Source organism: Aetokthonos hydrillicola CCALA 1050, from assembly GCF_017591665.1.
Lineage (GTDB): Bacteria > Cyanobacteriota > Cyanobacteriia > Cyanobacteriales > Nostocaceae > Aetokthonos > Aetokthonos hydrillicola.
The window spans coordinates 89,826-112,177 of record NZ_JAAKGC010000005.1 but is presented as its reverse complement, the minus strand read 5'-3'; the positions used below and the strand labels follow the sequence as shown (position 1 = coordinate 112,177).

Below are 22,352 nucleotides of genomic sequence, written 5' to 3'. Positions count from 1 at the left end.
CCTATGACACAGTTAGAAGCTCCGAAAGCAACAAAGGTCGTTACTCATCACCAACTACCCGAGAAGTGGAAATGGTACGACTACTTCACCTTTAACACCGATCACAAAGTCATTGGCATTCAATACCTAGTTACAGCCTTTGTGTTTTATCTGATTGGGGGATTGATGGCGGTAGCCATGAGAGTTGAATTATATACGCCAGAATCAGATGTCCTCGACCCCAGTCTTTATAACGCCTTCATGACCAATCACGGTACGCTGATGATCTTTCTTTGGATTGTCCCTGCCGCAATTGGGGGGTTTGGCAACTTCCTCATACCGTTGTTGATTGGGGCGAGAGATATGGCGTTTCCGAAACTCAATGCGATCGCATTTTGGCTCAATCCTCCAGCCGGAGCACTCCTGCTGGGAAGTTTTGTGTTTGGCGGTTCGCAAAGTGGCTGGACAGCTTACCCACCTTTGAGTTTAATTACGGCGAATACTGCCCAATCAATGTGGATTCTTAGCATTGTGTTGGTGGGTACATCCTCAATTTTGGGATCGTTAAACTTTGTTATCACGATATTGAAGATGAAAGTACCTAGCATGCAGTGGACTCAAATGCCATTATTCTGCTGGGCAATCTTGGCAACTTCATTCTTAGCTCTGCTTTCTACCCCAGTGTTGGCGGCGGGACTGGTGCTGTTGTTATTTGATATCAACTTTGGCACTTCTTTCTTTAAACCTGATGCAGGTGGAAATGTGGTACTTTACCAGCACTTGTTCTGGTTTTATTCCCACCCTGCGGTATACTTAATGATTTTGCCTATCTTCGGCATTATGTCGGAGGTGATTCCAGTTCACGCACGGAAGCCGATTTTTGGCTATAAGGCGATCGCTTATTCCAGCTTGGCAATCTGCGTTATAGGTTTATTTGTTTGGGTACACCACATGTTTACCAGTGGTACACCCCCTTGGATGAGGATGTTCTTTACTATCTCCACTCTGATTGTTGCTGTTCCTACTGGGGTCAAAATCTTTGGTTGGGTAGCTACACTTTGGGGTGGCAAGATCCGCTTTACCAGTGCCATGCTGTTTGCTATTGGCTTGCTGTCAATGTTCGTTGTTGGCGGACTCGGTGGTGTGACATTGGGTACAGCGCCTTTCGATCTCCACGTCCACGATACTTATTATGTAGTTGGTCACTTCCACTACGTTTTATTTGGTGGTTCTGTATTTGGCATCTACGCGGGAATTTATCATTGGTTCCCCAAGATGACCGGGCGTATGTTGAATGAAACTTGGGGACGGGTTCATTTTGCCCTGACTTTTATTGGTACTCACCTCACTTTCCTACCAATGCACCAGCTTGGATTGCAAGGAATGCCGCGACGAGTTGCAATGTATGACCCTCAGTTTGCCGGAATCAATCATATTTGTACCTTTGGGGCAATCATTTTGGGAATATCCGTGCTGCCATTTTTCATCAACGTTGTCTGGAGTTGGATGTATGGTACTAAAGCATCAGATAACCCTTGGGATGCTCTGACTTTAGAGTGGACAACCGCTTCGCCTCCTGCAATTGAAAACTGGGAAGTATTACCTGTGGTGACTCACGGTCCCTACGATTACGGCAAAAGCGATGTTGCAGCTAATGGAACAGCCCAACCTGCTGTTTAGCGAAATCAATAATTGGATCTGGAAATAGGAATTTATGCAGGATTCAACTTTTAACACGCCAAGAATATCGTCGGATTCAGTCACACTAGAGGAAGTCGGTGTTTCCCATGAAGAACACCCAGACTTGCGGGTGCTTGGGCTGCTAACTTTTCTAGTTTCCGAGTCCTTGATGTTTGGCGGTTTTTTTGCGAGTTACCTCTTTTTGCGCGGTAGTAACGCAGTTTGGCCACCTGAAGGTACAGAAGTAGAATTACTTGTGCCAACGATTAACACCATCATCCTGGTTTCTAGCAGTTTCGTTATCCACTTAGGTGATACAGCGATTAAGAAAAACAATGTCGCTGGAATGCGATTGTGGTATGCTGTCACTGCTCTGATGGGAGCTATTTTCCTTGGGGGTCAGGTATACGAGTATCTGACGCTGGGATATGGGTTAACGACTAACGTGTTTGCCAACTGTTTTTACTTAATGACAGGCTTTCATGGTTTGCACGTATTTATAGGGTTGTTGTTGATACTCGGAGTGCTGTGGCGATCGCGTCGTCAAGGTCATTACTCTGCTAGTAAACACACTGGCATTGAAATGGCAGAAATCTACTGGCACTTTGTAGACATCATCTGGATCATCCTATTTTCCCTACTGTATATCCTGACTCTGTTTTAGTGTTATGGCAATTCTTTAAAAGAGACACAGAGATAGAGATCTAGAGGCGTACCCTTCAGAAACACAAAGGGTACGCCCTTACAATATATATGTCAAATGATCTTCACAACCCCTGTTGCTTGAGCCAATTGAATAACTGTTCATGGCATAACGCCAGTGCACCAACTTGGCAATGTTCTTCCGCGCCCTCAGTGGCTGAAAATAGCAAGTAATCTTTCGGAGATATCAGCATATCGTACAATTGCTTTCCATGGCCAGGCAAGAAATGATCTTGTTCTCCATCGATAATTAGGACTGGACACGTAACACGCTGAGCTAGGTTTTTCAATGTGAATCGTTTGATTTTGGCAACGAGTTCGGCACCAGACGATACCCCCATCACATACATACCATGACCAAGCAATGCATTTGCACCAGGATTTGCTGTCATGACGGCACTCACAAGCTGATTAATACTGGTATCATCAGCAATTGATAATTGAGCGCTTAATTCTGGTGGAAACAGTTCTAGAAAAGAGTCGTACAAGTCAAAGATGCCACCATGAAAAATGCAAGCAGCAAATCGAGAATTATAGGCTACCGCACGTATGGCTAATAGTCCACCAAAACTTTGTCCTAATAAAATGAGTTGTTTTGTATCAACTTCAGAAAGGTTGGAAGCATAATTAACCACTGAATTTACAACTGTTTCCCAGTCTGGGCGAAAGGGAATGTTCTGTTTGCGAATTACACCGCCTTGTCCTGGACCAGCAAATGTCAGACAATTATAACCTTGCGCTGCTGCTGCCGACGCTCCAAAAAAATGCAATTCTTCTAACGTTGAGTCAAAACCTGGATAGAAAATTACGGTTGGACAGGGTTGATTAGTTGAATTATTGCGATAGAAATAGCCAGGTAAAGTTGTCTCTTCGAAAGGAATTTCAATCGCTTCGATCTGAGGCGTAAATAGTTCAACCGCTTGCCGAAAACAGGTTTCGCTTCGTCCCCAAGTCTCAAGGATACGTGGATCCTGTTGGTTACTGTGCAGGAAGAATTCAGCAGTACGGTAATAATTACTGGCACGTAAATAAGCTTGACGAGCACTGATGGGATTCCCTGTTTTCAAACTCTTAGACGCATGGTGTTCCACCCGTTGGGCAGTATTATGCCATTCATTGTACCAGTGTTCATAATTGCCGTCTTCGATCCGAGCGACTGTTGCTAAACATTCACCAATATCAGCACCACCATAAACACTATGTCCAACTGTCCGCAGTAAATTATAAGAGAAATTTTGATCAGTAAAAAATAGCTTCATGAGGCTTTCGTCGCTCGTATTGGAGAAGATGGTGTGAGAAATATTCTCTAGTGCAACCCTACTTAAGAGAATATATACTGTAGCTGATCACTTGCATAGAGGTGTAACGTGGATACTATTGAAATCCCTGCTCTGAATCGCCCAGTGGATGCCACAGTAGAGATTCCTGGGTCTAAAAGTATTACTAATCGGGCGCTGCTCGTTGCTGCTTTGGCACAAGGCGATTCTATATTAGAAAATGCCTTGTTTAGTGAAGATAGCACTTATTTTGCCAAATGTTTAGAAAACTTGGAGATTGCCATTGTACTAAATTCTGATCTAGCTCAAATCCAGGTAACGGGAAGAGGGGGCGAAATTCCAGCCAAGCAGGCGGATTTATTTGTGGGTTTATCTGGTACAACAGCAAGGTTTATCTCAGCGTTGGTTGCGCTCGGTAAGGGCAAGTATCGCCTAGATGGTGTTCCTCGAATGCGGGAACGACCAATGGGCGACTTACTCAAAGTTTTGCAAACAGGCGGAGCAACCATTAACTTTGAAGGTAATCCTGGTTTTATGCCCTACACTATCGACGCTCAGCAATTCTCTGGGGGGCATTTTTGCTTGAAAGCCAACCAAACTAGTCAACAGCTTTCAGCATTACTAATGATTACACCATATGCTCAACAGGACACTACCGTTGAGGTTGAAGGTACGCTGGTTTCCCAATCCTACGTTAAAATGACTTGTCGCCTTATGGCGGATTTTGGCGTAGAGGTGCTGCAAACAGAAGAGAATCAATTTCAGATCAAAGCTGGTCAGCGTTATCAGGGTAATAATTATACCATAGAACCTGATGCGTCAAATGCCTCTTACTTTTTTGCTGCTGCTGCGGTTACAGGTGGAAGAGTTCGGGTTAACCATTTAACAAAACAATCATGCCAGGGTGATATTCTCTGGCTCAATGTTTTAGAACAGATGGGTTGCCAGATTAATTGCTCTAATAACTACACTGAAGTGATAGGACCCAAACAATTGCAGGGGATCGACATTGACATGAATGATATGTCGGATTTAGTGCAAACGTTGGGAGCGATCGCGCCCTTTGCTAGTTCATCAGTCACAATTCGTAATGTAGAACACATTCGGTATAAAGAAACTGAACGTATTCGAGCCGTTGTCACTGAGTTACGTCGGCTAGGAGTCAAGGTTGAAGAATTTGCTGATGGATTGAAAATTGAACCAAGCCAAATTACCCCAGCAGAGATTGAAACATATCACGATCATCGAATGGCAATGGCTTTTGCTGTGACTGGATTGAAAGTGCCAGGGATTATTATTAAAGACCCTGGCTGTACCGCAAAGACTTTTCCAGATTACTTTACCCGGTTCTTTCAAATGTTAGATTTATCGTGAGTGCTAAGCTGACACCTGTGAAAAAATTTTCTAATCAAATTGAGGTTATAAATCAGCATTGACTGGAAGGAATTGTTGCGTGATAAACTAACTTTATTTCTACCAAAACATCTGATTTGCCTAGTTGGAATAAGCTTGCATTGAAATGCAAAAGAATAATTTAATTGGGTTCGAGAAAATCTTTAAGAATTCGTTTAATTGAAGGTTTCTTAACTCGCCTAATAGCTTTGTTTATATCTAACCATTGTCTCTGTCTTTGACCTACTTCTGGATAATCTTCTAATACTGTTTCAACTGACAACAAAAACATCTTAACCTCGTATTTCTTGCCTTTTTTACGATATTTATAAGTGTCAAGTTCATGGGTATATACTTGCCCGACAACTCCAGCTTCTTCCCATGCTTCTTTTGCTGCTGAGATGGCTGGGCTCATTCCATCTATTACGCCACCTTTGGGAACTACCCAATTTTGGCGGTTGCGGGTTGTGATCAGCAAGACTTCGAGGCTTCCATTTTGTAATCTATAGGGGATAACTCCAGATTGCTGAAATACTTTGCTTACTTTTCGACTCATCCGGCTTAGATCCTCAAGAATTTAATCTTTTGTAAAAAAATTAATTCAAAGAAGTAGATTGAACTTTGAAAGCACTGCCAAAATTGAGAGCTAATCTGTATGTTAGCCTACATTCGTACTGTAAGTTTACTGATTTTGAGTGTCGAAGAGTAATACCTACAATGCTTTGCAGGTAAGTGAGGTACATTAGTAAGGGCGTCGGGCTTTAGCCCTTCGCGAAGGGTACCCGATATCTTGCACTAGGCTGTCAGCCAGCCAGCGATTTAAATCGCTGGCTGATAGCTAAAGTCCTCTCAAGAGGACTGATCAAGGATTTCAGTCCGTTGAAATGGACTTAAGCTATTAGCCCTACACTTAAGTGTAGGGCGGTATATCGGGCTGATTCAGCCGGGGTGCAAGATGTCAGGTACGCCGATCGCTGCCGATATTTACCGATAAGTGATTAATGATTCTTCACGAGTGGTCGATAACAGTAATGGTGGGCGCAAACAAAGATAAGCAAGAGAACCCAGTAAAGGAACAAACACAACTGCTAAAAATACCTCGGGATTATTCCATCAGCGACGAGCCATATCATCACCAACAGCAGTAGGAAATAAAAGGTAAAATACGCAAACTGCTAAGCTCATGCCATGGATAAAGAGATCGCTTTGAAACTGCTGCACATAATCTCCCCAATTACCAAAGACAAAACCATAGATAAGCAGCACAATTGTGCTTAAAGTCAAGACGATACCGTAAATGTGAGAATCAAGCAAATCTAAAAAAGAATCTTTTTGTCCCACAAATTCTTGATTAGATTCACGAGTAGCCAAATTCGGATGCCTTCATTGGTTTCGTCGCCGCCGCAAAATTCATCTCACACTGATCCGGAGTACCGGATTCAGATGTGAGGCTTCTTTTGGTGCTAGCTAAACGTTCGACCAAACAAACCACGTTTTGAGATTAAGCAATTGATCCCATGTTAAGTCAGCGTCTTGATATCCCCAAGGATTTTTAACTCTAAATGTTCCTTGTGTTGCATTGTAAGCAGTAACGGTATAGGCATGATTGTTAACTACACCATAATTAGCACCGTTAACAAAGCCAGCAGTTAATACTTTATTGGAGTTGACTAAATTAATAAGCTGAGTTTTCGTCATATTGGCAACTTGTTGTTTAGTTGCCTCTAAGCCAGTGACTTGATTAGTCACATAATCCATCCAACCAGCTTCAATAGAAGTATAAGCATTTTTGGTATAGCTAGGACGGCTCCAACCTAACTCACCCAATTGAACGTAGGCTTTTTCAGCTAGCGCTACCCATAATTCATTCTTAGAATCATTGTAGGAACTACCTGGATTACTATATATTAAACGTCCGTAAGCATCAGTCGGTAAATATCGATCAACTGTGACGTAGTTAGCTACACTATTTTTAAAGAAACGAACCGTGAAAGTATTATCACCATTGTCTATAAACATATTCTGGATGTAGTCAGGCTTTTTCTGAGCTATGGAAGATAGAGTAGCTAAATAATAACAATCTCCCAAAGCGCCTTGCTTAATATCATCTGCACTAATACCATTTTGGAATAAAGAACCACTGATTGCTTGATAGCTGGCATTATTAGATGCAGTAGGGCGATCGCTTCCTAAGAACCACTTGCCAATCAATTTTTCCATTTGTGTCGCACTACTACCACCATAAAGATTTCCTAGTGCTGTCTGAGTTGTGCCACCTCCTGTCCACCATTGGTTCGCTGTATTCCCATTCACTACATCGTCTGAGAGAACACGAACATAATCTAGCATAGTAAAGCGGCTAGCATTACTAACAATCGTGCGAAGATCAACTAATTCAGTAGTATCAATGACGCTATTATCTTCAGTCTCTTGGAACACAGAAATCATATCATTTCTACTTAAGTTTCCATCTGCTCCCAGAGAGCGAGTTAAATTAATCAATCCTGCATCTTTTAGATTTTGACTATACCAATCACTATTAGTCTGTTGTAGTGTAATAGCTTGAGCAGCAATATTATTACTTTCATTGCTCTCAGGGACATAACTATAACCATCAGCTTGAGACAACAGATAATAGTTCCCAGTAGCAGTACTATTAGCAATAGTCAGTGAGACTGATTCATAACTGATACCACCAACACCAATGCTGGAAACGAAATCAGAGTTCAAGAACACATCGTCACTGCTAAGAGTGGTATCTTTGGAGAGATAGAACTTAGAGTAGCTATAATCTGCACTAGCATTGCCTTGATTCTTGACTTGGTAGTTAAGTTGAATAGTACTACCAACTGTTGCACTACTTGGTGCTGAAACATTTTGAACTATTAAGTCTGGTGCCAATTTAGTCAGAGAAATGGCATTAGCAGCAATATTATTACTTTCATTGCTCTCAGGGACATAACTATAACCGTCAGCTTGGGACAACAGATAATAGTTCCCACCAGCAGTACTATTAGCAATATTCAGAGAGACTGATTCATAACTGATACCATTAACACTAATGCTGGAAACGAGATCACAGTTCAAAAACACATCATCACTGCTAAGAGTGGTATCTTTGGAGAGATAGAACTTAGAGTAGCTATAACCTGCACTGGCATCGCCTTGATTCTTGACTTGGTAGTTAAGTTGAATAGTACTACCAACTGTTGCACTACTTGGTGCTGAAACATTTTGAACTATTAAGTCTGGTGCCAATTTAGTCAGAGAAATTGCATTAGCGGCAATATTATTGCTTTCATTGCTTTCAGAGACATAATTATAACCATCAGCTTGAGACAACAAATAATAATTACCACCACTAGTACTATTCGCAATAGTGAGTGAAACTGATTCGTAACTGATACCACTAACACCAATGCTGTAAACAAAATCAAAGTTCAAAAACACATCATCGCTGCTAAGAGTAGTATCTTTGGAGAGATAGAACTTAGAGTAGCTATAATCTGCACTAGCATTGCCTTGATTCTTGACTTGGTAGTTAAGTTGAATAGTACTACCAACTGTTGCACTAGTTGGTGCTGAAACATTTTGAACTATTAAGTCTGGTGTCAATTTAGTCAGAGAAATTGCATTAGCCGCAATATTATTGCTTTCATTGCTTTCAGAGACATAATTATAACCATCAGCTTGAGACAACAGATAATAATTACCACCACTAGTACTATTCGCAATAGTGAGTGAGACTGATTCGTAAGTGATACCACTCACACTAATGTTGGAAACAAAATCATAGCTCAAAAACACATCATCACTGCTAAGAGTGGTATCTTTGGAGAGATAGAACTTAGAGTAGCTATAATCTGCACTAGCATTGCCTTGATTCTTCAGTTCGTAGTTAAGTTGAATGGTACTACCAACTGTTGCACTAGTTGGTGCTGAAACATTTTGAACTATTAAGTCTGGTGTCAATTTAGTCAGAGAAATTGCATTAGCGGCAATATTATTGCTTTCATTGCTTTCAGAGACATAATTATAACCATCGGCTTGAGACAACAGATAATAATTACCACCACTAGTACTATTCGCAATAGTGAGTGAGACTGATTCATAACTGATACCACTCACACTAATGTTGGAAACAAAATCATAGTTCAAAAAGACATCATCACTGCTAAGAGTGGTATCTTTGGAGAGATAGAACTTAGAGTAGCTATAATCTGCACTAGCATTGCCTTGATTCTTCAGTTCGTAGTTAAGTTGAATGGTACTACCAACTGTTGCACTAGTTGGTGCTGAAACATTTTGAACTATTAAGTCTGGTGTCAATTTAGTCAGAGAAATTGCATTAGCCGTAATATTATTGCTTTCATTGCTTTCAGAGACATAATTATAACCATCGGCTTGAGACAACAGATAATAATTACCACCACTAGTACTATTCGCAATAGTGAGTGAAACTGATTCGTAACTGATACCACTCACACTAATGTTGGAAACAAAATCATAGCTCAAAAACACATCATCACTGCTAAGAGTAGTATCTTTGGAGAGATAGAACTTAGAGTAGCTATAATCTGCACTAGCATTGCCTTGATTCTTCAGTTCGTAGTTAAGTTGAATAGTACTACCAACTGTTGTACTACTTGGTGCTGAAACATTTTGAAATATTAAGTCTGGTTCACCAGTAACAGAAGAACTGCTGGCTGATCCAACCATGGGTTCATAAACTTGGTAACTAGAAGTATAGTTATTACGGTTTACATCGGATAGATAGCTCTTATCAGTGCTATATAAATTGGTATTTAGATTATTTGCGATAAGACTATCTGTCTTAATGGGATTATTTTGGCTAACAAACATAGATTAATCCATTCAAAGTTAGGTATTTCGACAGAATGAATACGATAGCCTTTGGAATTTCAAAGGTTGAAATTAAAATATTAGTTTTTGAAAAATTAAACAGACCTTCGGGCAAATCAGAGGGCAGAAGATTTGATTTAGTGGACAAGATCGAGGATTAATGCCATTTGCTCTCCCTTGCCTAAACTGGATTCAGCCCCCTACTAAACCCAAGGTGCTGGCTTTCGATTGGATGGGGTGAGAATCCCCATTTAAATCGCCTTCGGCTTTTCTTCAAATGAAAAATACGAATGCTTATACAGTACAAAGTTTTTCTCAAAAAAACCGTAAATCTAGTACAAAGAAAATACTTTAAAGACTATATCTACTTAAGTAAAAAATCGTTAAATGAATACATAAAGAGCGAGAAAAATTGTTTTGAATTAAAACAAAAAGGCTTAGTTAGCAGTTCTTTTTATTGATTTTTAATATATAATTAAATATTTAACAAAATGTCTTCAGTATAAACTCGTTTTTTTGTGAAAAAATAAATATTTTAGTTGATTTGGCACAGATGCGGGTTTGCAAACTCATGTACTTCCGACTTTTCACGGGATGTGGAAAATCAGAAGTGGCGAACCACTTCAACAACTCTGTTGAAGAATTCCTGAAACGTTTATAATTTCCTGAAGGTAGCACGTTTTGTCCAAGGTTGTGCGTGGAATGTGTACAGTACGGAGCCCCTTCGGGACGCGATCGCATCCAAAGTGACTAACTTAACTAGTCAGGAAGTGCGATCGCCCTTCTTGTCCTGAAGAGTAACTTTTGGGAAACCCTTCCCCTGTGTCAGAGGCACAGGGCAACCAAGGGAAGCTTGGTTGGGAGCTAGGGCGCGCTACGCTATCGCCTAAATTGATGGGCAATGTTGCAGATGAGTTGAAAGCGCAATGTAGGATCAGTTTTACTGACTCAAGAAGGAAAAGTAATATTTATTAAGTTACTGCAAAAACCTTGACTATGAGAAAATTGTCTGTGATTCTCCCGTTAGCTATCCTAGCTTTTGATAGTGTAGTTATTAACAGTCAACAGACCTCACAAGCCAATACTTACACTCAATCTGTCACTCGTGAAGTTTTAGCTAATGGTTATCCAACTGTTGATAAAAAGCAAATTCTTGAGCTTGTACGTTATACAATTGCACCAAAAACAAAACTTCCTACTCATACTCACCCAGGAATGCAGATTGAACGAGTAGAGGACGGAACTTTAACTTATACTGTAGTGGAAGGAGAAGCTAAAGTAACGAAAGCTAACGGCACACAATTGATTCTTCAAAAAGGGGAAACAACACAGCTGACAGTGGGAGATTCTTTAGTCGAACCTGCGGGAATGGTTCATTATGGAGAAAACCAAACGAACAAATCGGTTATTCTGTTGTCAGCTTCTCTATTTAATGCTAATCAACCAAAAGCTATTTTAACCAATCCTCAAAACAGGTAAAAGCTGCCCAGTAAACATGGTTTGGGTATTGTTTCATTGTCTCTATGCCCCATGCCCCTCTTCCTCTGGCTTCTCTGTTCTCTACCTCCACAAATAAAATTGATTTTGCCCAACTACTTAACAACTGACAACAATGACAATTTCACAACAATTGTGGGAAGCGAATCAAGATTTGGCACAAGCGTGTCTTGAGCATCCGTTTGTTCAAAGTCTTGGGGATGGTAGTCTTGACGAACGGAAGTTTGCTTACTATGTAGGACAAGATGCTTTTTTTTTGGAAGCTTTTGCGCGTGCCTACAGTATTGCTGCTGCTAAAGCTCCCGATTTCGAGGGATTTACAGTCTTTCACAATCTAGCCTCGGGGGTATTAGAAGAACTACGATTGCATGAAGGCTATGCGGCGAAATGGAATGTTAACTTGGGCACTGTGGAACCAGGTACAGCAACTCGCCGCTATACTGACTTTTTGTTAGCGACTGCTTGGGGTGGGGATGTGGGATTGACTGCAGCTGCTATGTCTCCTTGTATGCGTCTTTATGCTTTTTTGGGAGAGCAGTTGGCTGCTGATGGCATACCCAATCATCAGTATGCTGATTGGATCAGGACTTATAGCAGTACAGATTTTGCTCCACTGGCGCAGACATTAGAAAATCTGGTTGAGCGTTACGTCACTCAGATAACGGCAGTACAGTCAATCTATCGGTATGCGATGTTATGTGAGCGAGATTTTTTCCAAGCTGCATGGCTCAGTTAAGTAAGTTGGCAGGAAAAAAAATTTACTTAAATGTTGCTACACATCTATGAGGGGGTTGCCCTAAAGGGGTTCCCGACAGGTATGCTGTACCCTGGGGGTTCCTAAAGGGTGTATTTGTTAAATTCCTATTACTCTGTGGTTCCACTGCTCATTTGTTCTCGCAGTGTAGCTACTTGTTCAAGCATCGTTTTCTCTAGCCCTCCTGACTCCATCGTAGCGATCCACCGGATTGAAGACGAAAGGAACAGTTCTTTTAGGTACGCGAATGAGAAGCCATCAGTTAGTTCGCTAACCTGAGTCATAGCTTTTTCTCCAAGGAGCATATCAGCTTTGAGTGTTTGATTCCATAGCTTTATGTAAGCTAAGCGCTCTTGTTGATTCGGCAGTTCAAAATGATACTTACGGTCGAAGCGGCTAGGTCGATCAACAATAGCTGGATCTAAACGCTCTGGATGGTTCGTGGTGGCGATGGTCACAATTCCTGAATTGGATGCAAAACCGTCAAGTTCATTCAAAAAGAACGAGCGGTTCTCTGCATTCACAAGAGAGTCAAGATCTTCTAAAACCAGAATACATGGGGCTGATGTACGTGCTCGATCAAAGACTTTACGAATGTTTTCGCTCTCGTTATCATATCGGGCTTTGAAGCTTTTGACGTACAAACATGGCTGCTGCATTTTATTGATCAATGCCTTTACTGCATGAGTTTTTCCATTCCCTGGTGAGCCAATCAACAAAATACCTCGTTTCCAGAGAATACCGTATTCCTGATAAGTATTTTGTGATGAAAAGAAGTTACCTAAGTCATCTTGAATATCTTGTTTAAGAGAACCACGCAACACAAGATTATCAAACGTTGCGCTCTTAATAGCTCTAAATAGTTCCGGGCTTTTCGCCCAGTAACCTTCTTCAAAAACCAAAACCTCCTCCCGAATCTGCTCGTTCCACTCTGCAACGTCTGCAAAAAAGTTTTCGGCGACTTCTTTGGTTTCAGCTAAAATCCAATAATATCGAACTGTAGACCACTCAGTACCCCAACTCATGAGGAGTACATCAAGAGTATGTCTGTGCCATGTCACCTTCAAATAGGCATTGGAGACTCCATGATGTACTACCTTAGACGAGCCATCCCACGAAGTTTTGACTTGATTGTGGATAATCTCTTGCTGTTCAATGGTACACTTATGTGCTCTTGCATAACTCTCCAGGTTAAATGAGCAGTCGCTACCTTCGACAAGTGCTAATTCTGGATAAAGTTCTGCTAATTTCTGGCTAACGTAGTAGGAAGTAGCGTTAATTGGAAGGCTAAGTGCTTCTAAAATTAGCTGTTTAATTTCCACGAAAGTTTGATCCTTTAATAAGGGAGAATCATTATCAAAATGTGTTGGTTGTCTAATTTGTTGGGAAGATTACTCTACTATAGGTCAGATTTATTACATTTTAATTCCTAAGTCTAACGTGATCATGAGAGATGGTGTGTTGACCTTGGACAAAAGACATTAGGATTGTCCTGCTGCCAAAACTTGTGCTGCTGTCAGTTTTAGCTCAGGGAAAGTTGTTGAGGCTATGTAATCACTCCCTTGAAATACAGCATCTTCGTATAATCCGTCTACCAGGGTAAGGACTGTAACTACGTCCTTACCAGGATCAATAATCCAATATTCTGGAATTCCCCGTGCAGCGTACTCTGATCGCTTGTAGCGGTAGTCCCTGTCTTCGTTAACTTTGCCAGGAGAAACGACCTCAACCACCAGCGCAGGAGATGGCATATCCTGAGTAATTGTAGCTCTTCCGCTACCGATCGCTGCGAATAATTCCTCAGTTAAAATCATTAAGTCTGGCAGGCGGACGCGAGTGCGATTACCTGTAACAACAATTTCCGTATCTTTATGACAGATTAGGTATAAAGGTACTAGTTTGATAAATTCTGACAGCAGGTATAGGGCAATCCGGTTATTCCTATTGGTTTCTGGTGGCATTTCCACTAACTCTCCGTCCACTAGCTCATATTTAGTGTCTGTCCCGTCGTCGTAAGCGAGGTATTCTTCTAGGGAGAGTTTTTTGGTTGCTGTTGTCATGGCGATCGCCCTCTCAAACCCTTTGGTTAGAAATACTTCTGAATATCTGAAATTATAATGTAACACTTTATGAACGATTGGTAGGCGAAAAAATACCTTGACTTGGTGTTAATATGTTGTCTGGGTCAAAGCGGCGCTTTCGTTCCACGAACTCACTCCACTGCTTCCCATATTGGAGTTTTTCATAGTTCGTATGTACTACTGTATTAATCATATAGTAGAGTAGGGAGAACAAAAAGATCCTATCTGAGGCAGCGATTGTTCACCTTGCAGGACAACTCGTTGGAGTACTGTTAGATATAGCATTAGACACTGAAGAAATAAGGGTGACTTCGCCTTTATCATTGAACACCCAGCCAGTAGCAGGCACAATTTCTATTGGTCTGGATTTGATTTTAGCAGCATACCTGTTAGGTTGAATTTGGTGTGCCTTGATTAATAATTCGCGAGTGTCTGTCCAAATAGCATCGCTGGTTAGGGGTTCGTAAGGGCTGGGGGGTAAGCCGCCGCGACCTGTGATGGTAAAACTATCACCACCTGAGTTAGCAAAGATCGAACAATTAGAGGCAGCTAGCCTTGGCGGTGGTGCTACACCTGTGGATAAAGTAAACAAGCTACGGCTAGGGTCTACATCAGGTGTGTTAATAGTTACCGTACCGGCTAAGCCAAAGTTAGAGCTAGCATCAATATCATTGGTAATATTTGGTGGAGTTGCCTTTTGCTTTGCGATCCCAAAGATACCTTGTGTTGCAATGTCAATTGCACCACCTTTACCTTGAAAAGCGTTTGCAATAATGTCATTGTTTTGATCACTAGCAGCCGTAACAACACCTTTTGCAGCATCAATCTTGATGGTTCCACCATTGGCATTGTTGAAGGCTTGAGCAGAAATCAAGCTTTGATTTTGCAACAATAATAGGCCTAAGTTTTGTAGTGTGATATTCGCTCCCTCTCCCGCATTGGTTTCAGCAGTGAGTCTTCCTTGGTTAAGGCGAAGGTCGTTAGTAGTAATGCTCAGGCTGCCAGCAGAACCAGAACCTTTGCCACTTACACTCACTTGCGCCCCATCTTCAACATTCAATCTTCTGGTTGTAATATTCAAGTTACCAGCTTTACCAGAAGCTTCAGCGGCAGCAGACAGAGTGCTGACAACGGCGGTAGAACCAATAGTTCCTTTACCAATGACTTGAACAGACTCCGCATCTGTTACAGTCAAAGTTCCTCCAGAACCTTCAGCAAAAGAACCAGATTGTACCAACCCCCCGTTTTGAATCGTTAACTGTCTAACATTCAAGTTGAGGGTTCCGCCTTGACCTGTACCTTCATTCTCTGCGGCAATTTTAGCCCCATTTTTGACTGTAATCTGCCTACTAGTGATGTTAAGATTACCCACATTACCCGTAGCGTTAGGCGATCTAGTAGAAACAAAAATGCCACTGCTACCTCTACGAGGAGTCGCGTTTGGTAAAGCACCACTCAGTTCAATCGAATTAGAGACTATGGTCAAATCTCCCCCATTTCCCCTTTTCCGACCAGTCGTAGCTATTTGTGCTCCATTCTTGACAGTTAATCGTTCAGTCTCAATCCTTAGAGTTCCTGCATTACCAGCGTTATTTATGGCTGTATCTGCGACTTGAGCAAAAATGCCACTGTTTCCACTTAATGTTGGTGCAAACCCTTCCAGTTCTACATTAGTTGCTTTAATTACCACATTCCCAGCTTGACCCGCCCCAAAAGTTGAAGCATCTACACTTGCTCCATCTCTGATTGTCAGTTTTCCAGTTTCAATAGTCAGGTTTCCTCCTGTACCTGTTGCGGTTGGTTTAACTTGCGCAAATAAGCCACTAGGGTACAAACCATCGGCTGTTGTTCCTGATAGTTCGATAGCATCAGTAGCTCTCACCTGTAAATTCCCAGCAGAACCCTGACCAGTGCTGGGAGTTTGTATGAATGCACCACTATCAACTGTTAGCTTTTTAGTTGAGATGATTAAGTTACCAGCAGACCCAGTATTGAGAGTGGAAGTAGATAGTAGAGCGTTATTTCTCAAGTTTACAAACTCAGCTGCGTTTACTATCAAATTTCCGCCAATGCTGGGACTTGCACCTTGAGTGGTAGAAAAAATAGCAGCGCTATCTGTAAGGCTGATGTTCCTACCTGTAAGGTGAATATCACCGCCCCTCGGACCGCTTGTATCAATCTGAGCACCTTTGGAGAGTTGAATATCTTGAAAGTTTTGCACACCTGCATATCCCAAAGCATAGCCTTCGGGAACCTCAGTTAGATTAACCAAGCCCGTCCCAACGCTACCTATCTCAATTCTGCCACTTGCTACTGTTAAATTGCCGCCATCAAGGGACACATTACCACCTACAAGTGCCAGGGTTTTCCCGTTACGAACTTGAATCCCACCCGGAGATTGATGATTATTGACACCGCTCAGACTTGCTTGGGATTGGTTAACAATGTCTCCACGATTTGAGCCGAATTGCAGTCCTGTCGGGACACTTACCGTTAACAAAGGGGTAGCTTGGGGATTGGCAGCACTAAATTCTGTGCCATCAGCAAACCTTAGACTGTTCGCTGTACTCGCTATAAACGAACCTCCTACATTCAAAGAGGCATTTGGTCCAAAAATAATGCCGCTAGGGTTGATAAAAAAGAAATTAGCAGAGCCATTAGTTCGGATTACACCATCAATCTTAGAGATTGAGCCACCTGTTACCCTGCTGATAATATTCTGAATGTCGATAGTATTGTTAAAGTGAGCTTCGCTACCAGAGGACACAGAAAATTCTTTAAAGCTGTGAAACAGGTTACCTCCAGCTTGCGTTCCACCAGTAATGGTGTTGATTTTACCAGAGGATGTAACGATAGAATTTTTGGAAAGCGTTGTATCTGGAACTATTTGTGCTGTTATTGGGTGTAAGGTAGAAAGCCAAAACAAGGCGGTACTTCCACTCAAACTCCACCATCGAAATAGGTATTTAATAAGCCGAATTTTCGCCATTCTCAAAACCTGTTAAAAGGCGATATCCCAATTATAGGTGAAAACCTTTATCACATATTTGTTTGTAAACATTATATTGCCTCGCTTTTCCACCTATGTTTAAAAACATACCATCATCAAGTGGTAATGTCAAAGCTATTAAAAACCGTCCTAAGCATCAAATTATACACTAAATATTTTACTAAAAGCCTGAAATAGCTTTAAATATCTTTAAATCTATAACCCAAATCCATATTTTTTAGCAAGCTTACTGGCTCCTGAAAACTGAGCGCGAACATTATTATCATTATTGCTAGCAGAAAGAAACAAAACGTAATCAGTGTTCCCTGCTTGGGGTTGAATGTGTACGTAGTAAGTACCTGGAGACAACAAGACCATTTGAAGCGGGTCGCCTATAAAACTAAAATCCGAATTGTACACTGCACTATTTCTTGAGTAGATAACCTCACCTTTACTATTAAGTATTTGCTCACTAACGCTTCTAGAATGTCCATAGTCATATATACTGACATAGGAGGCTTGATTCAAATCAAATCGATAGTAATCATTAGGATTAGCAGCTCCAACGAATTCAAGTACCCCAGTATAACTTAAACCTAGATTGAGTTTGGGAGCAGTGCTTAAGGTGTCTCCACCGTATTTTCTAGCAGCAAGACGTCCTTCAAAAACACCATAAGTATCAAAGTGTTCCAGCAATTGAATCCCTTTTAAAGAAGCCAAGTCCGGATTATTGGCTTTATAGTAACTAGCATCAAAGTAGAGTGAAGACTGACGCCCTTCATTTATCCCATTAATTTCAAAGTGCTGCAACAACTGATTATTATTCAGATTAGCTAAATCTTTATTGTTAGCACGATAGTAGCTAAAATCAAAGTAGGGTGAGAACTGACGCCCCTCGTTTATCCCATTGATTTCAAAGTGGTTTAACAGTTGAGAGCTATTTAGGTTTGTCAGATCAGAGTTATATAACTTATATAATCCCAAGCCGAGGAGTGTTGAAAACTCGCGTCCTTCACTAATACCATAGTTTTTCAAATGATTAAATAGTTGCTCATTATTAAAGCTTTTGAGGTCACTGTTATAAGAACGATAGTAGTTGAGTTCAACAACAGGAGAAAAACTCCGTCCCTCTGCTACCCCGTAATTTTCTAGATGATTTAAAAGTTCACTGTTGTTGCTGTTTGGCAAGTCGGGATTGCTAGCTCGGTAAAAGTTCAAATCAATCAGCGGTGAGAAGCGACGACCCTCATTTAAACCATAAGCTTGGAAGTGTGATAAAGCTTGAGTATCGTTTAAACCAGCTAAGTCACTATTGGCTGCACGATAAAAATTGGCATCGAACACGCTTGAGATACTTAGAGACATATTTCTAAACCTTTTATTTAAACGTTTATACTCTTCATTCTCCCAGCAAAAGGTTACTGTATAGGTGCTCGATATGATGGTGTTTGGAATTTATTCGCGCAAATAGCTGATGGTGCGACAAAGTACCCTGAAAAGCTTGTAAACTAAAGAATACAGCAATTCGAGCTATCATCTGGTAGAGCTACTGAAATTAGGACAAGCAGGCTTAGTAACAAGAAAAGCAGTAGTTTTAAAACCGATAATTTCCATTATCGATGGAGCTTTTCGCTTCAATTTTATCTAAAACATCTTTCCTTTTATGGAAGCTAGCAGTATCTAAGATAATAACTATTTTCGCTGAACCCGTGTAGAAATTCTCGATTGTATTTCCTTGTTCTATCCATTCTTGTATTAGAAAATTATTCAAGGACTTAATATGTTCGTAAAATACATCTGCATTTCCTTTTTTAATAACAAAGTTAATAGATATCTTTAAATCTATAACCCAAATCCATATTTGTTAGCAGCCTTACTGGTTCCTGAAAACTTAGCGCGAAGATTATTATCATTATTGCTAGCAGAAAGAAACAAAACGTAATCAGTGTTCCCTGCTTGGGGTTGAATGTGTACGTAGTAAGTACCTGGAGACAATGAAACCTTTTGAAGCGGGTCGCCTATAAAACTAAAATCCGAATTGTACACTGCACTATTTCTTGAGTAGATAACCTCACCTTTACTATTAAGTATTTGCTCACTAACGCTTCTAGAATGCCCATAGTCATATATACTCACAGTTGAGCTTTGATTCAAATCGAACCGATAGTAATCATTAGGATTAGCAGAGCCAACGAATTCAAGTACCCCAGTATAATTTAAACCTAGATTGAGTTTGGGAGCAGTGCTTAAGGTGTCTCCACCGTATTTTCTAGCAGCAAGACGTCCTTCAAAAACACCATAAGTATCAAAGTGTTTCAGCAATTGAATCCCTTTTAAAGAAGCCAAATCCGGATTATTGGCTTTATAGTAACTAGCATCAAAGTAGAGTGAAGACTGACGCCCTTCATTTATCCCATTAATTTCAAAGTGCTGCAACAACTGATTATTATTCAGATTAGCTAAATCTTTATTGTTAGCACGATAGTAGCTAAAATCAAAGTAGGGTGAGAACTGACGCCCCTCGTTTATCCCATTGATTTCAAAGTGGTTTAACAGTTGAGAGCTATTTAGATTTGTCAGATCAGAGTTATATAACTTATATAATCCCAAGCCGAGGAGTGTGGAAAACTCGCGTCCTTCACTAATACCATAGTTTTTCAAATGATTAAATAGTTGCTCATTATTAAAGCTTTTGAGGTCACTGTTATAAGAACGATAGTAGTTGAGTTCAACAACAGGAGAAAAACTCCGTCCCTCTGCTACCCCGTAATTTTCTAGATGATTTAAAAGTTCACTGTTGTTGCTGTTTGGCAAGTCGGGATTGCTAGCTCGGTAAAAGTTCAAATCAATCAGTGGTGAGAAGCGACGACCCTCATTTAAACCATAGGCTTGGAAGTGTGATAAAGCTTGAGTATCGTTTAAACCAGCTAAGTCACTATTGGCTGCACGATAAAAATTGGCATCGAACACGCTTGAGATACTTAGAGACATATTTCTAAACCTTTTATTTAAACGTTTATACTCTTCATTCTCCCAGCAAAAGGTTACTGTATAGGTGAGCGATATGATGGTGTTCGGAATTTATTCGCGCAAATAGCTGATGGTGCGACAAAGTACCCTGAAAAGCTTGTAAACTAAAGAATACAGCAATTCGAGCTATCATCTGGTAGAGCTACTGAAATTAGGACAAGCAGGCTTAGTAACAAGAAAAGCAGTAGTTTTAAAACCGATAACTTCCATTATCGATGGAGCTTGCCAAATTCATTGAGCCGTTTACTAGTAATCACATCCACACAAAGACTACTGGTATTTTAATAGTTTTATCATCCAATCAACTTATTTTTATACTGGAGTTTGGACTAAAAGCTCAGACAGAAGCAAAGCACGGATAGAATAACACATAAAAAACAGACATTAGTACTGAGGCGTAGATTGATTGTTAGAAAGGAAAGCAGTCAGAAGTTACACTGACTGCTGTAAAGTCAATGAATGTAAACAAAAGTTCATTGACTTAGATGATCCTGACACAATTAGAAGAATTCCGGCAAGCAATCTATGATGGTCTAGGTAAAGCAAGAGACGCAGTATTTGATAGGCATGGATGCAGTGTTGACCAGCCCAACGATCCAATCATTTGTCAGCCTATCTCAAAATAAGGGTGTTTAGGCGGTCTTGGCCAAGTATTTACGCTGCACTGCATGACAGTCGTCCTCAAAGAAAAAAACTGATGAATCTGCTGGTAACAAAGGTAAGAACTGATGAGCAACCATTTCTCGCAGGAGATCATACCTTTTGGCCCAGACCAGACGCAAAGACGCTCAAGGAAAGGACTTTTAGTGGGGGGAAAGGCGTTGGTGTCAGTGTGGGACTTTCGTTACAGCACCTTGGCGTGGATACCAGAGACAGATGGGAGTTGGGCATTACCGTTAAGACACGAACGCATTACCAGCTTTGAAACTCCAACTTCTAAGGCTGCGTTTCAACTAAAGCAAGTGAGTCGGCAGTTAGAAACTAGACCGCTTGCCGCTTATGACAGAGGTTATGGCAACGCGAAATTTGTGACGGCTACCATTGGTATAGAAGCAGACTTATTACTCAGATTAGCATCTATAGCGGTTCCCATTTGTGTTAACTACATCCAAATGTGGGGGCGAACGCTGCTCGCCCCTACAAATGTATTGCACTCAATCGAGAATCGCTATAATAGATGCCTTTGGGGTAAACCTGAGGCCAAAAAAGGTCGAGGTGCACCACCTAAGCATGGTCATAAGTTTAAGCGATTGGGACCCCACAACCTGGCCAGAAGCAGATGAGACTTTGGAAGTTTCGGATCCAAAGGTAGGTCAGGTCAAGCTGATGCGTTGGAGTGGATATCATTTTTTAGAATCTCCCACCCGAAACATGGAGATCATCTGTGTCGAGGTGATTCAACCCGTGGGACGGAAGCGGAAATTCAAACCCTTAAGGCTCGCGCTTGGCTGGGGCATCGTCTGACCGAGCCATGCAACATTTATCCAATACTTTCGCGCTGTAGCAGTGCGGCAACAATCGGTACAAAACAAATGTAACCCGATATGCAAGAACTATTGAGTTCACTCCTATACCAGAGGTCATTTATTCTATGCAATTAGATGAATTAGAATTAGACTTGCCACCAGCTTTTGAAATTGGCTCAAAAGTAAGAACTCGTAAGCTGATCCGCAACGATGGCACATATCCCGGTCAAGAAATTGGGGCAACACTAGCAAACAAGAGAGATACTGGCTACATAGTCAGTATCGGGACATTTTTACAAAATTCCTATATATATGCAGTACATTTCATAGACAAGGGCTTTATTGTTGGTTGTCGCAAAAAAGAACTAGAACTTGTTGAGGAACTTAATTAAATGAAAGTGATGCTCCGTCAAAATGCTACCGGACATTTAATGGTCTATATAGCCAAAAAAGACCTTGAGGAAGAAGTAGTGAGCCAAACACAGGGATCTGAGGGTAAGATTTTTACCCTAGCAAATGGTTGGGAACTAGCAATCCCAGATTTGCCAGAACCCTTAAAATTACCGCAAACTATAGAGGCTAAAAGATTAGCTTGAAAAATTTGGGCATGGGACATTGGGCATTGGGCATCGGGAAGAAGTC

The 22,352-nt window shown here is 41.0% G+C and carries 19 protein-coding genes; 9 read left to right on the top strand and 10 right to left on the bottom strand.

Features of this window, described 5'->3' with window-relative positions; all coding sequences use genetic code 11:
• Positions 1–3 precede the first annotated feature (3 nt).
• Both ctaD and G4P69_RS04230 read left to right on the top strand, forming a co-directional pair.
• A complete protein-coding gene (gene ctaD / locus G4P69_RS04235; RefSeq protein ID WP_208340827.1) occupies positions 4–1,659 on the top strand; it encodes a cytochrome c oxidase subunit I in 1,656 nt (551 codons plus the stop codon).
• 34 nt (positions 1,660–1,693) lie between these two features.
• The gene (locus G4P69_RS04230) at positions 1,694–2,323 is read left to right on the top strand and encodes a cytochrome c oxidase subunit 3 (protein ID WP_208340825.1); all 630 of its coding nucleotides are present in this window, start codon (positions 1,694–1,696) and stop codon (positions 2,321–2,323) included.
• Positions 2,324–2,426: 103 nt separating this feature from the next.
• Here the strand turns inward: G4P69_RS04230 and G4P69_RS04225 are convergent, their stop codons facing one another.
• Positions 2,427–3,620 carry an alpha/beta hydrolase family protein gene (locus G4P69_RS04225; RefSeq protein WP_208348614.1) on the bottom strand — a complete coding sequence of 398 codons (1,194 nt, stop codon included), beginning with the start codon at positions 3,618–3,620 and terminating at the stop codon, positions 2,427–2,429.
• A 108-nt stretch (positions 3,621–3,728) separates the two neighbouring features.
• On the opposite strand from G4P69_RS04225, the gene aroA reads away from it, so the two are divergent.
• Positions 3,729–5,012 carry a 3-phosphoshikimate 1-carboxyvinyltransferase gene (gene aroA / locus G4P69_RS04220; RefSeq protein ID WP_208348611.1) on the top strand — a complete coding sequence of 428 codons (1,284 nt, stop codon included), beginning with the start codon at positions 3,729–3,731 and terminating at the stop codon, positions 5,010–5,012.
• 160 nt (positions 5,013–5,172) lie between these two features.
• On the opposite strand, the gene G4P69_RS04215 is transcribed toward aroA, so the two are convergent.
• The 3 genes from G4P69_RS04215 to G4P69_RS04205 all read right to left on the bottom strand — a co-directional run bounded on the left by G4P69_RS04215 (position 5,173) and on the right by G4P69_RS04205 (position 9,893).
• The gene (locus G4P69_RS04215; protein ID WP_208345383.1) at positions 5,173–5,586 is read right to left on the bottom strand and encodes an NUDIX hydrolase; all 414 of its coding nucleotides are present in this window, start codon (positions 5,584–5,586) and stop codon (positions 5,173–5,175) included.
• Between the two features lie 557 nt (positions 5,587–6,143).
• On the bottom strand, positions 6,144–6,401 hold the full coding sequence (locus tag G4P69_RS04210; RefSeq protein WP_208345382.1) for a hypothetical protein: 258 nt from the start codon (positions 6,399–6,401) through the stop codon (positions 6,144–6,146).
• A gap of 96 nt (positions 6,402–6,497) precedes the next feature.
• Positions 6,498–9,893 carry a CARDB domain-containing protein gene (locus G4P69_RS04205; protein ID WP_208348608.1) on the bottom strand — a complete coding sequence of 1,132 codons (3,396 nt, stop codon included), beginning with the start codon at positions 9,891–9,893 and terminating at the stop codon, positions 6,498–6,500.
• Between the two features lie 996 nt (positions 9,894–10,889).
• Between G4P69_RS04205 and G4P69_RS04200 the strand changes: the two genes are divergently transcribed.
• Both G4P69_RS04200 and G4P69_RS04195 read left to right on the top strand, forming a co-directional pair.
• The gene (locus G4P69_RS04200; protein WP_208345469.1) at positions 10,890–11,372 is read left to right on the top strand and encodes a cupin domain-containing protein; all 483 of its coding nucleotides are present in this window, start codon (positions 10,890–10,892) and stop codon (positions 11,370–11,372) included.
• A gap of 133 nt (positions 11,373–11,505) precedes the next feature.
• Positions 11,506–12,126 carry a TenA family protein gene (locus G4P69_RS04195; RefSeq protein ID WP_208345467.1) on the top strand — a complete coding sequence of 207 codons (621 nt, stop codon included), beginning with the start codon at positions 11,506–11,508 and terminating at the stop codon, positions 12,124–12,126.
• 128 nt (positions 12,127–12,254) lie between these two features.
• On the opposite strand, the gene G4P69_RS04190 is transcribed toward G4P69_RS04195, so the two are convergent.
• The 6 genes from G4P69_RS04190 to G4P69_RS04160 form a co-directional block, all read right to left on the bottom strand.
• Positions 12,255–13,466, bottom strand: a complete 1,212-nt coding sequence (locus G4P69_RS04190; protein ID WP_208345465.1) for an AAA family ATPase — start codon at positions 13,464–13,466, stop codon at positions 12,255–12,257.
• A gap of 159 nt (positions 13,467–13,625) precedes the next feature.
• Positions 13,626–14,204, bottom strand: coding sequence for a Uma2 family endonuclease (locus G4P69_RS04185; RefSeq protein ID WP_208348605.1), 579 nt, complete (start codon positions 14,202–14,204; stop codon positions 13,626–13,628).
• A 67-nt stretch (positions 14,205–14,271) separates the two neighbouring features.
• Positions 14,272–14,418 carry a hypothetical protein gene (locus G4P69_RS40395; protein ID WP_208345458.1) on the bottom strand — a complete coding sequence of 49 codons (147 nt, stop codon included), beginning with the start codon at positions 14,416–14,418 and terminating at the stop codon, positions 14,272–14,274.
• A 48-nt stretch (positions 14,419–14,466) separates the two neighbouring features.
• A complete protein-coding gene (locus G4P69_RS04175; protein WP_208348602.1) occupies positions 14,467–17,214 on the bottom strand; it encodes a two-partner secretion domain-containing protein in 2,748 nt (915 codons plus the stop codon).
• Positions 17,215–17,430: 216 nt separating this feature from the next.
• Positions 17,431–18,579: a hypothetical protein gene (locus G4P69_RS04170; protein ID WP_208348599.1), complete on the bottom strand. Its 1,149-nt coding sequence runs from the start codon at positions 18,577–18,579 to the stop codon at positions 17,431–17,433.
• 477 nt (positions 18,580–19,056) lie between these two features.
• Entirely contained in the window at positions 19,057–20,205 is a 1,149-nt protein-coding gene (locus G4P69_RS04160; protein WP_208348596.1) for a hypothetical protein, read from the bottom strand.
• 524 nt (positions 20,206–20,729) lie between these two features.
• Between G4P69_RS04160 and G4P69_RS04155 the strand changes: the two genes are divergently transcribed.
• From G4P69_RS04155 to nifT, 4 genes are all read left to right on the top strand, one after another.
• Positions 20,730–20,870, top strand: coding sequence for a hypothetical protein (locus G4P69_RS04155; RefSeq protein ID WP_208348593.1), 141 nt, complete (start codon positions 20,730–20,732; stop codon positions 20,868–20,870).
• Positions 20,871–20,972: 102 nt separating this feature from the next.
• Positions 20,973–21,527: a hypothetical protein gene (locus tag G4P69_RS04150; RefSeq protein WP_208341554.1), complete on the top strand. Its 555-nt coding sequence runs from the start codon at positions 20,973–20,975 to the stop codon at positions 21,525–21,527.
• Positions 21,528–21,835: 308 nt separating this feature from the next.
• Positions 21,836–22,102, top strand: coding sequence for a nitrogen fixation protein NifZ (locus G4P69_RS04145; RefSeq protein ID WP_208341553.1), 267 nt, complete (start codon positions 21,836–21,838; stop codon positions 22,100–22,102).
• A complete protein-coding gene (nifT, locus tag G4P69_RS04140; protein ID WP_208341552.1) occupies positions 22,103–22,306 on the top strand; it encodes a putative nitrogen fixation protein NifT in 204 nt (67 codons plus the stop codon).
• Positions 22,307–22,352: the final 46 nt, after the last annotated feature.

Bases quoted from the DNA above. Each gene is read 5' to 3' on its own strand.
- ctaD (WP_208340827.1), top strand. From the start codon at position 4: ATGACACAGTTAGAAGCTCCGAAAGCAACAAAGGTCGTTACTCATCAC.
- G4P69_RS04230 (WP_208340825.1), top strand. From the start codon at position 1,694: ATGCAGGATTCAACTTTTAACACGCCAAGAATATCGTCGGATTCAGTC.
- G4P69_RS04225 (WP_208348614.1), bottom strand. From the start codon at position 3,620: ATGAAGCTATTTTTTACTGATCAAAATTTCTCTTATAATTTACTGCGG.
- G4P69_RS04215 (WP_208345383.1), bottom strand. From the start codon at position 5,586: ATGAGTCGAAAAGTAAGCAAAGTATTTCAGCAATCTGGAGTTATCCCC.
- G4P69_RS04205 (WP_208348608.1), bottom strand. From the start codon at position 9,893: ATGTTTGTTAGCCAAAATAATCCCATTAAGACAGATAGTCTTATCGCA.
- G4P69_RS04200 (WP_208345469.1), top strand. From the start codon at position 10,890: ATGAGAAAATTGTCTGTGATTCTCCCGTTAGCTATCCTAGCTTTTGAT.
- G4P69_RS04195 (WP_208345467.1), top strand. From the start codon at position 11,506: ATGACAATTTCACAACAATTGTGGGAAGCGAATCAAGATTTGGCACAA.
- G4P69_RS04185 (WP_208348605.1), bottom strand. From the start codon at position 14,204: ATGACAACAGCAACCAAAAAACTCTCCCTAGAAGAATACCTCGCTTAC.
- G4P69_RS40395 (WP_208345458.1), bottom strand. From the start codon at position 14,418: ATGATTAATACAGTAGTACATACGAACTATGAAAAACTCCAATATGGG.
- G4P69_RS04175 (WP_208348602.1), bottom strand. From the start codon at position 17,214: ATGGCGAAAATTCGGCTTATTAAATACCTATTTCGATGGTGGAGTTTG.
- G4P69_RS04170 (WP_208348599.1), bottom strand. From the start codon at position 18,579: ATGTCTCTAAGTATCTCAAGCGTGTTCGATGCCAATTTTTATCGTGCA.
- G4P69_RS04160 (WP_208348596.1), bottom strand. From the start codon at position 20,205: ATGTCTCTAAGTATCTCAAGCGTGTTCGATGCCAATTTTTATCGTGCA.
- G4P69_RS04155 (WP_208348593.1), top strand. From the start codon at position 20,730: ATGATCCTGACACAATTAGAAGAATTCCGGCAAGCAATCTATGATGGT.
- G4P69_RS04150 (WP_208341554.1), top strand. From the start codon at position 20,973: ATGAGCAACCATTTCTCGCAGGAGATCATACCTTTTGGCCCAGACCAG.
- G4P69_RS04145 (WP_208341553.1), top strand. From the start codon at position 21,836: ATGCAATTAGATGAATTAGAATTAGACTTGCCACCAGCTTTTGAAATT.
- nifT (WP_208341552.1), top strand. From the start codon at position 22,103: ATGAAAGTGATGCTCCGTCAAAATGCTACCGGACATTTAATGGTCTAT.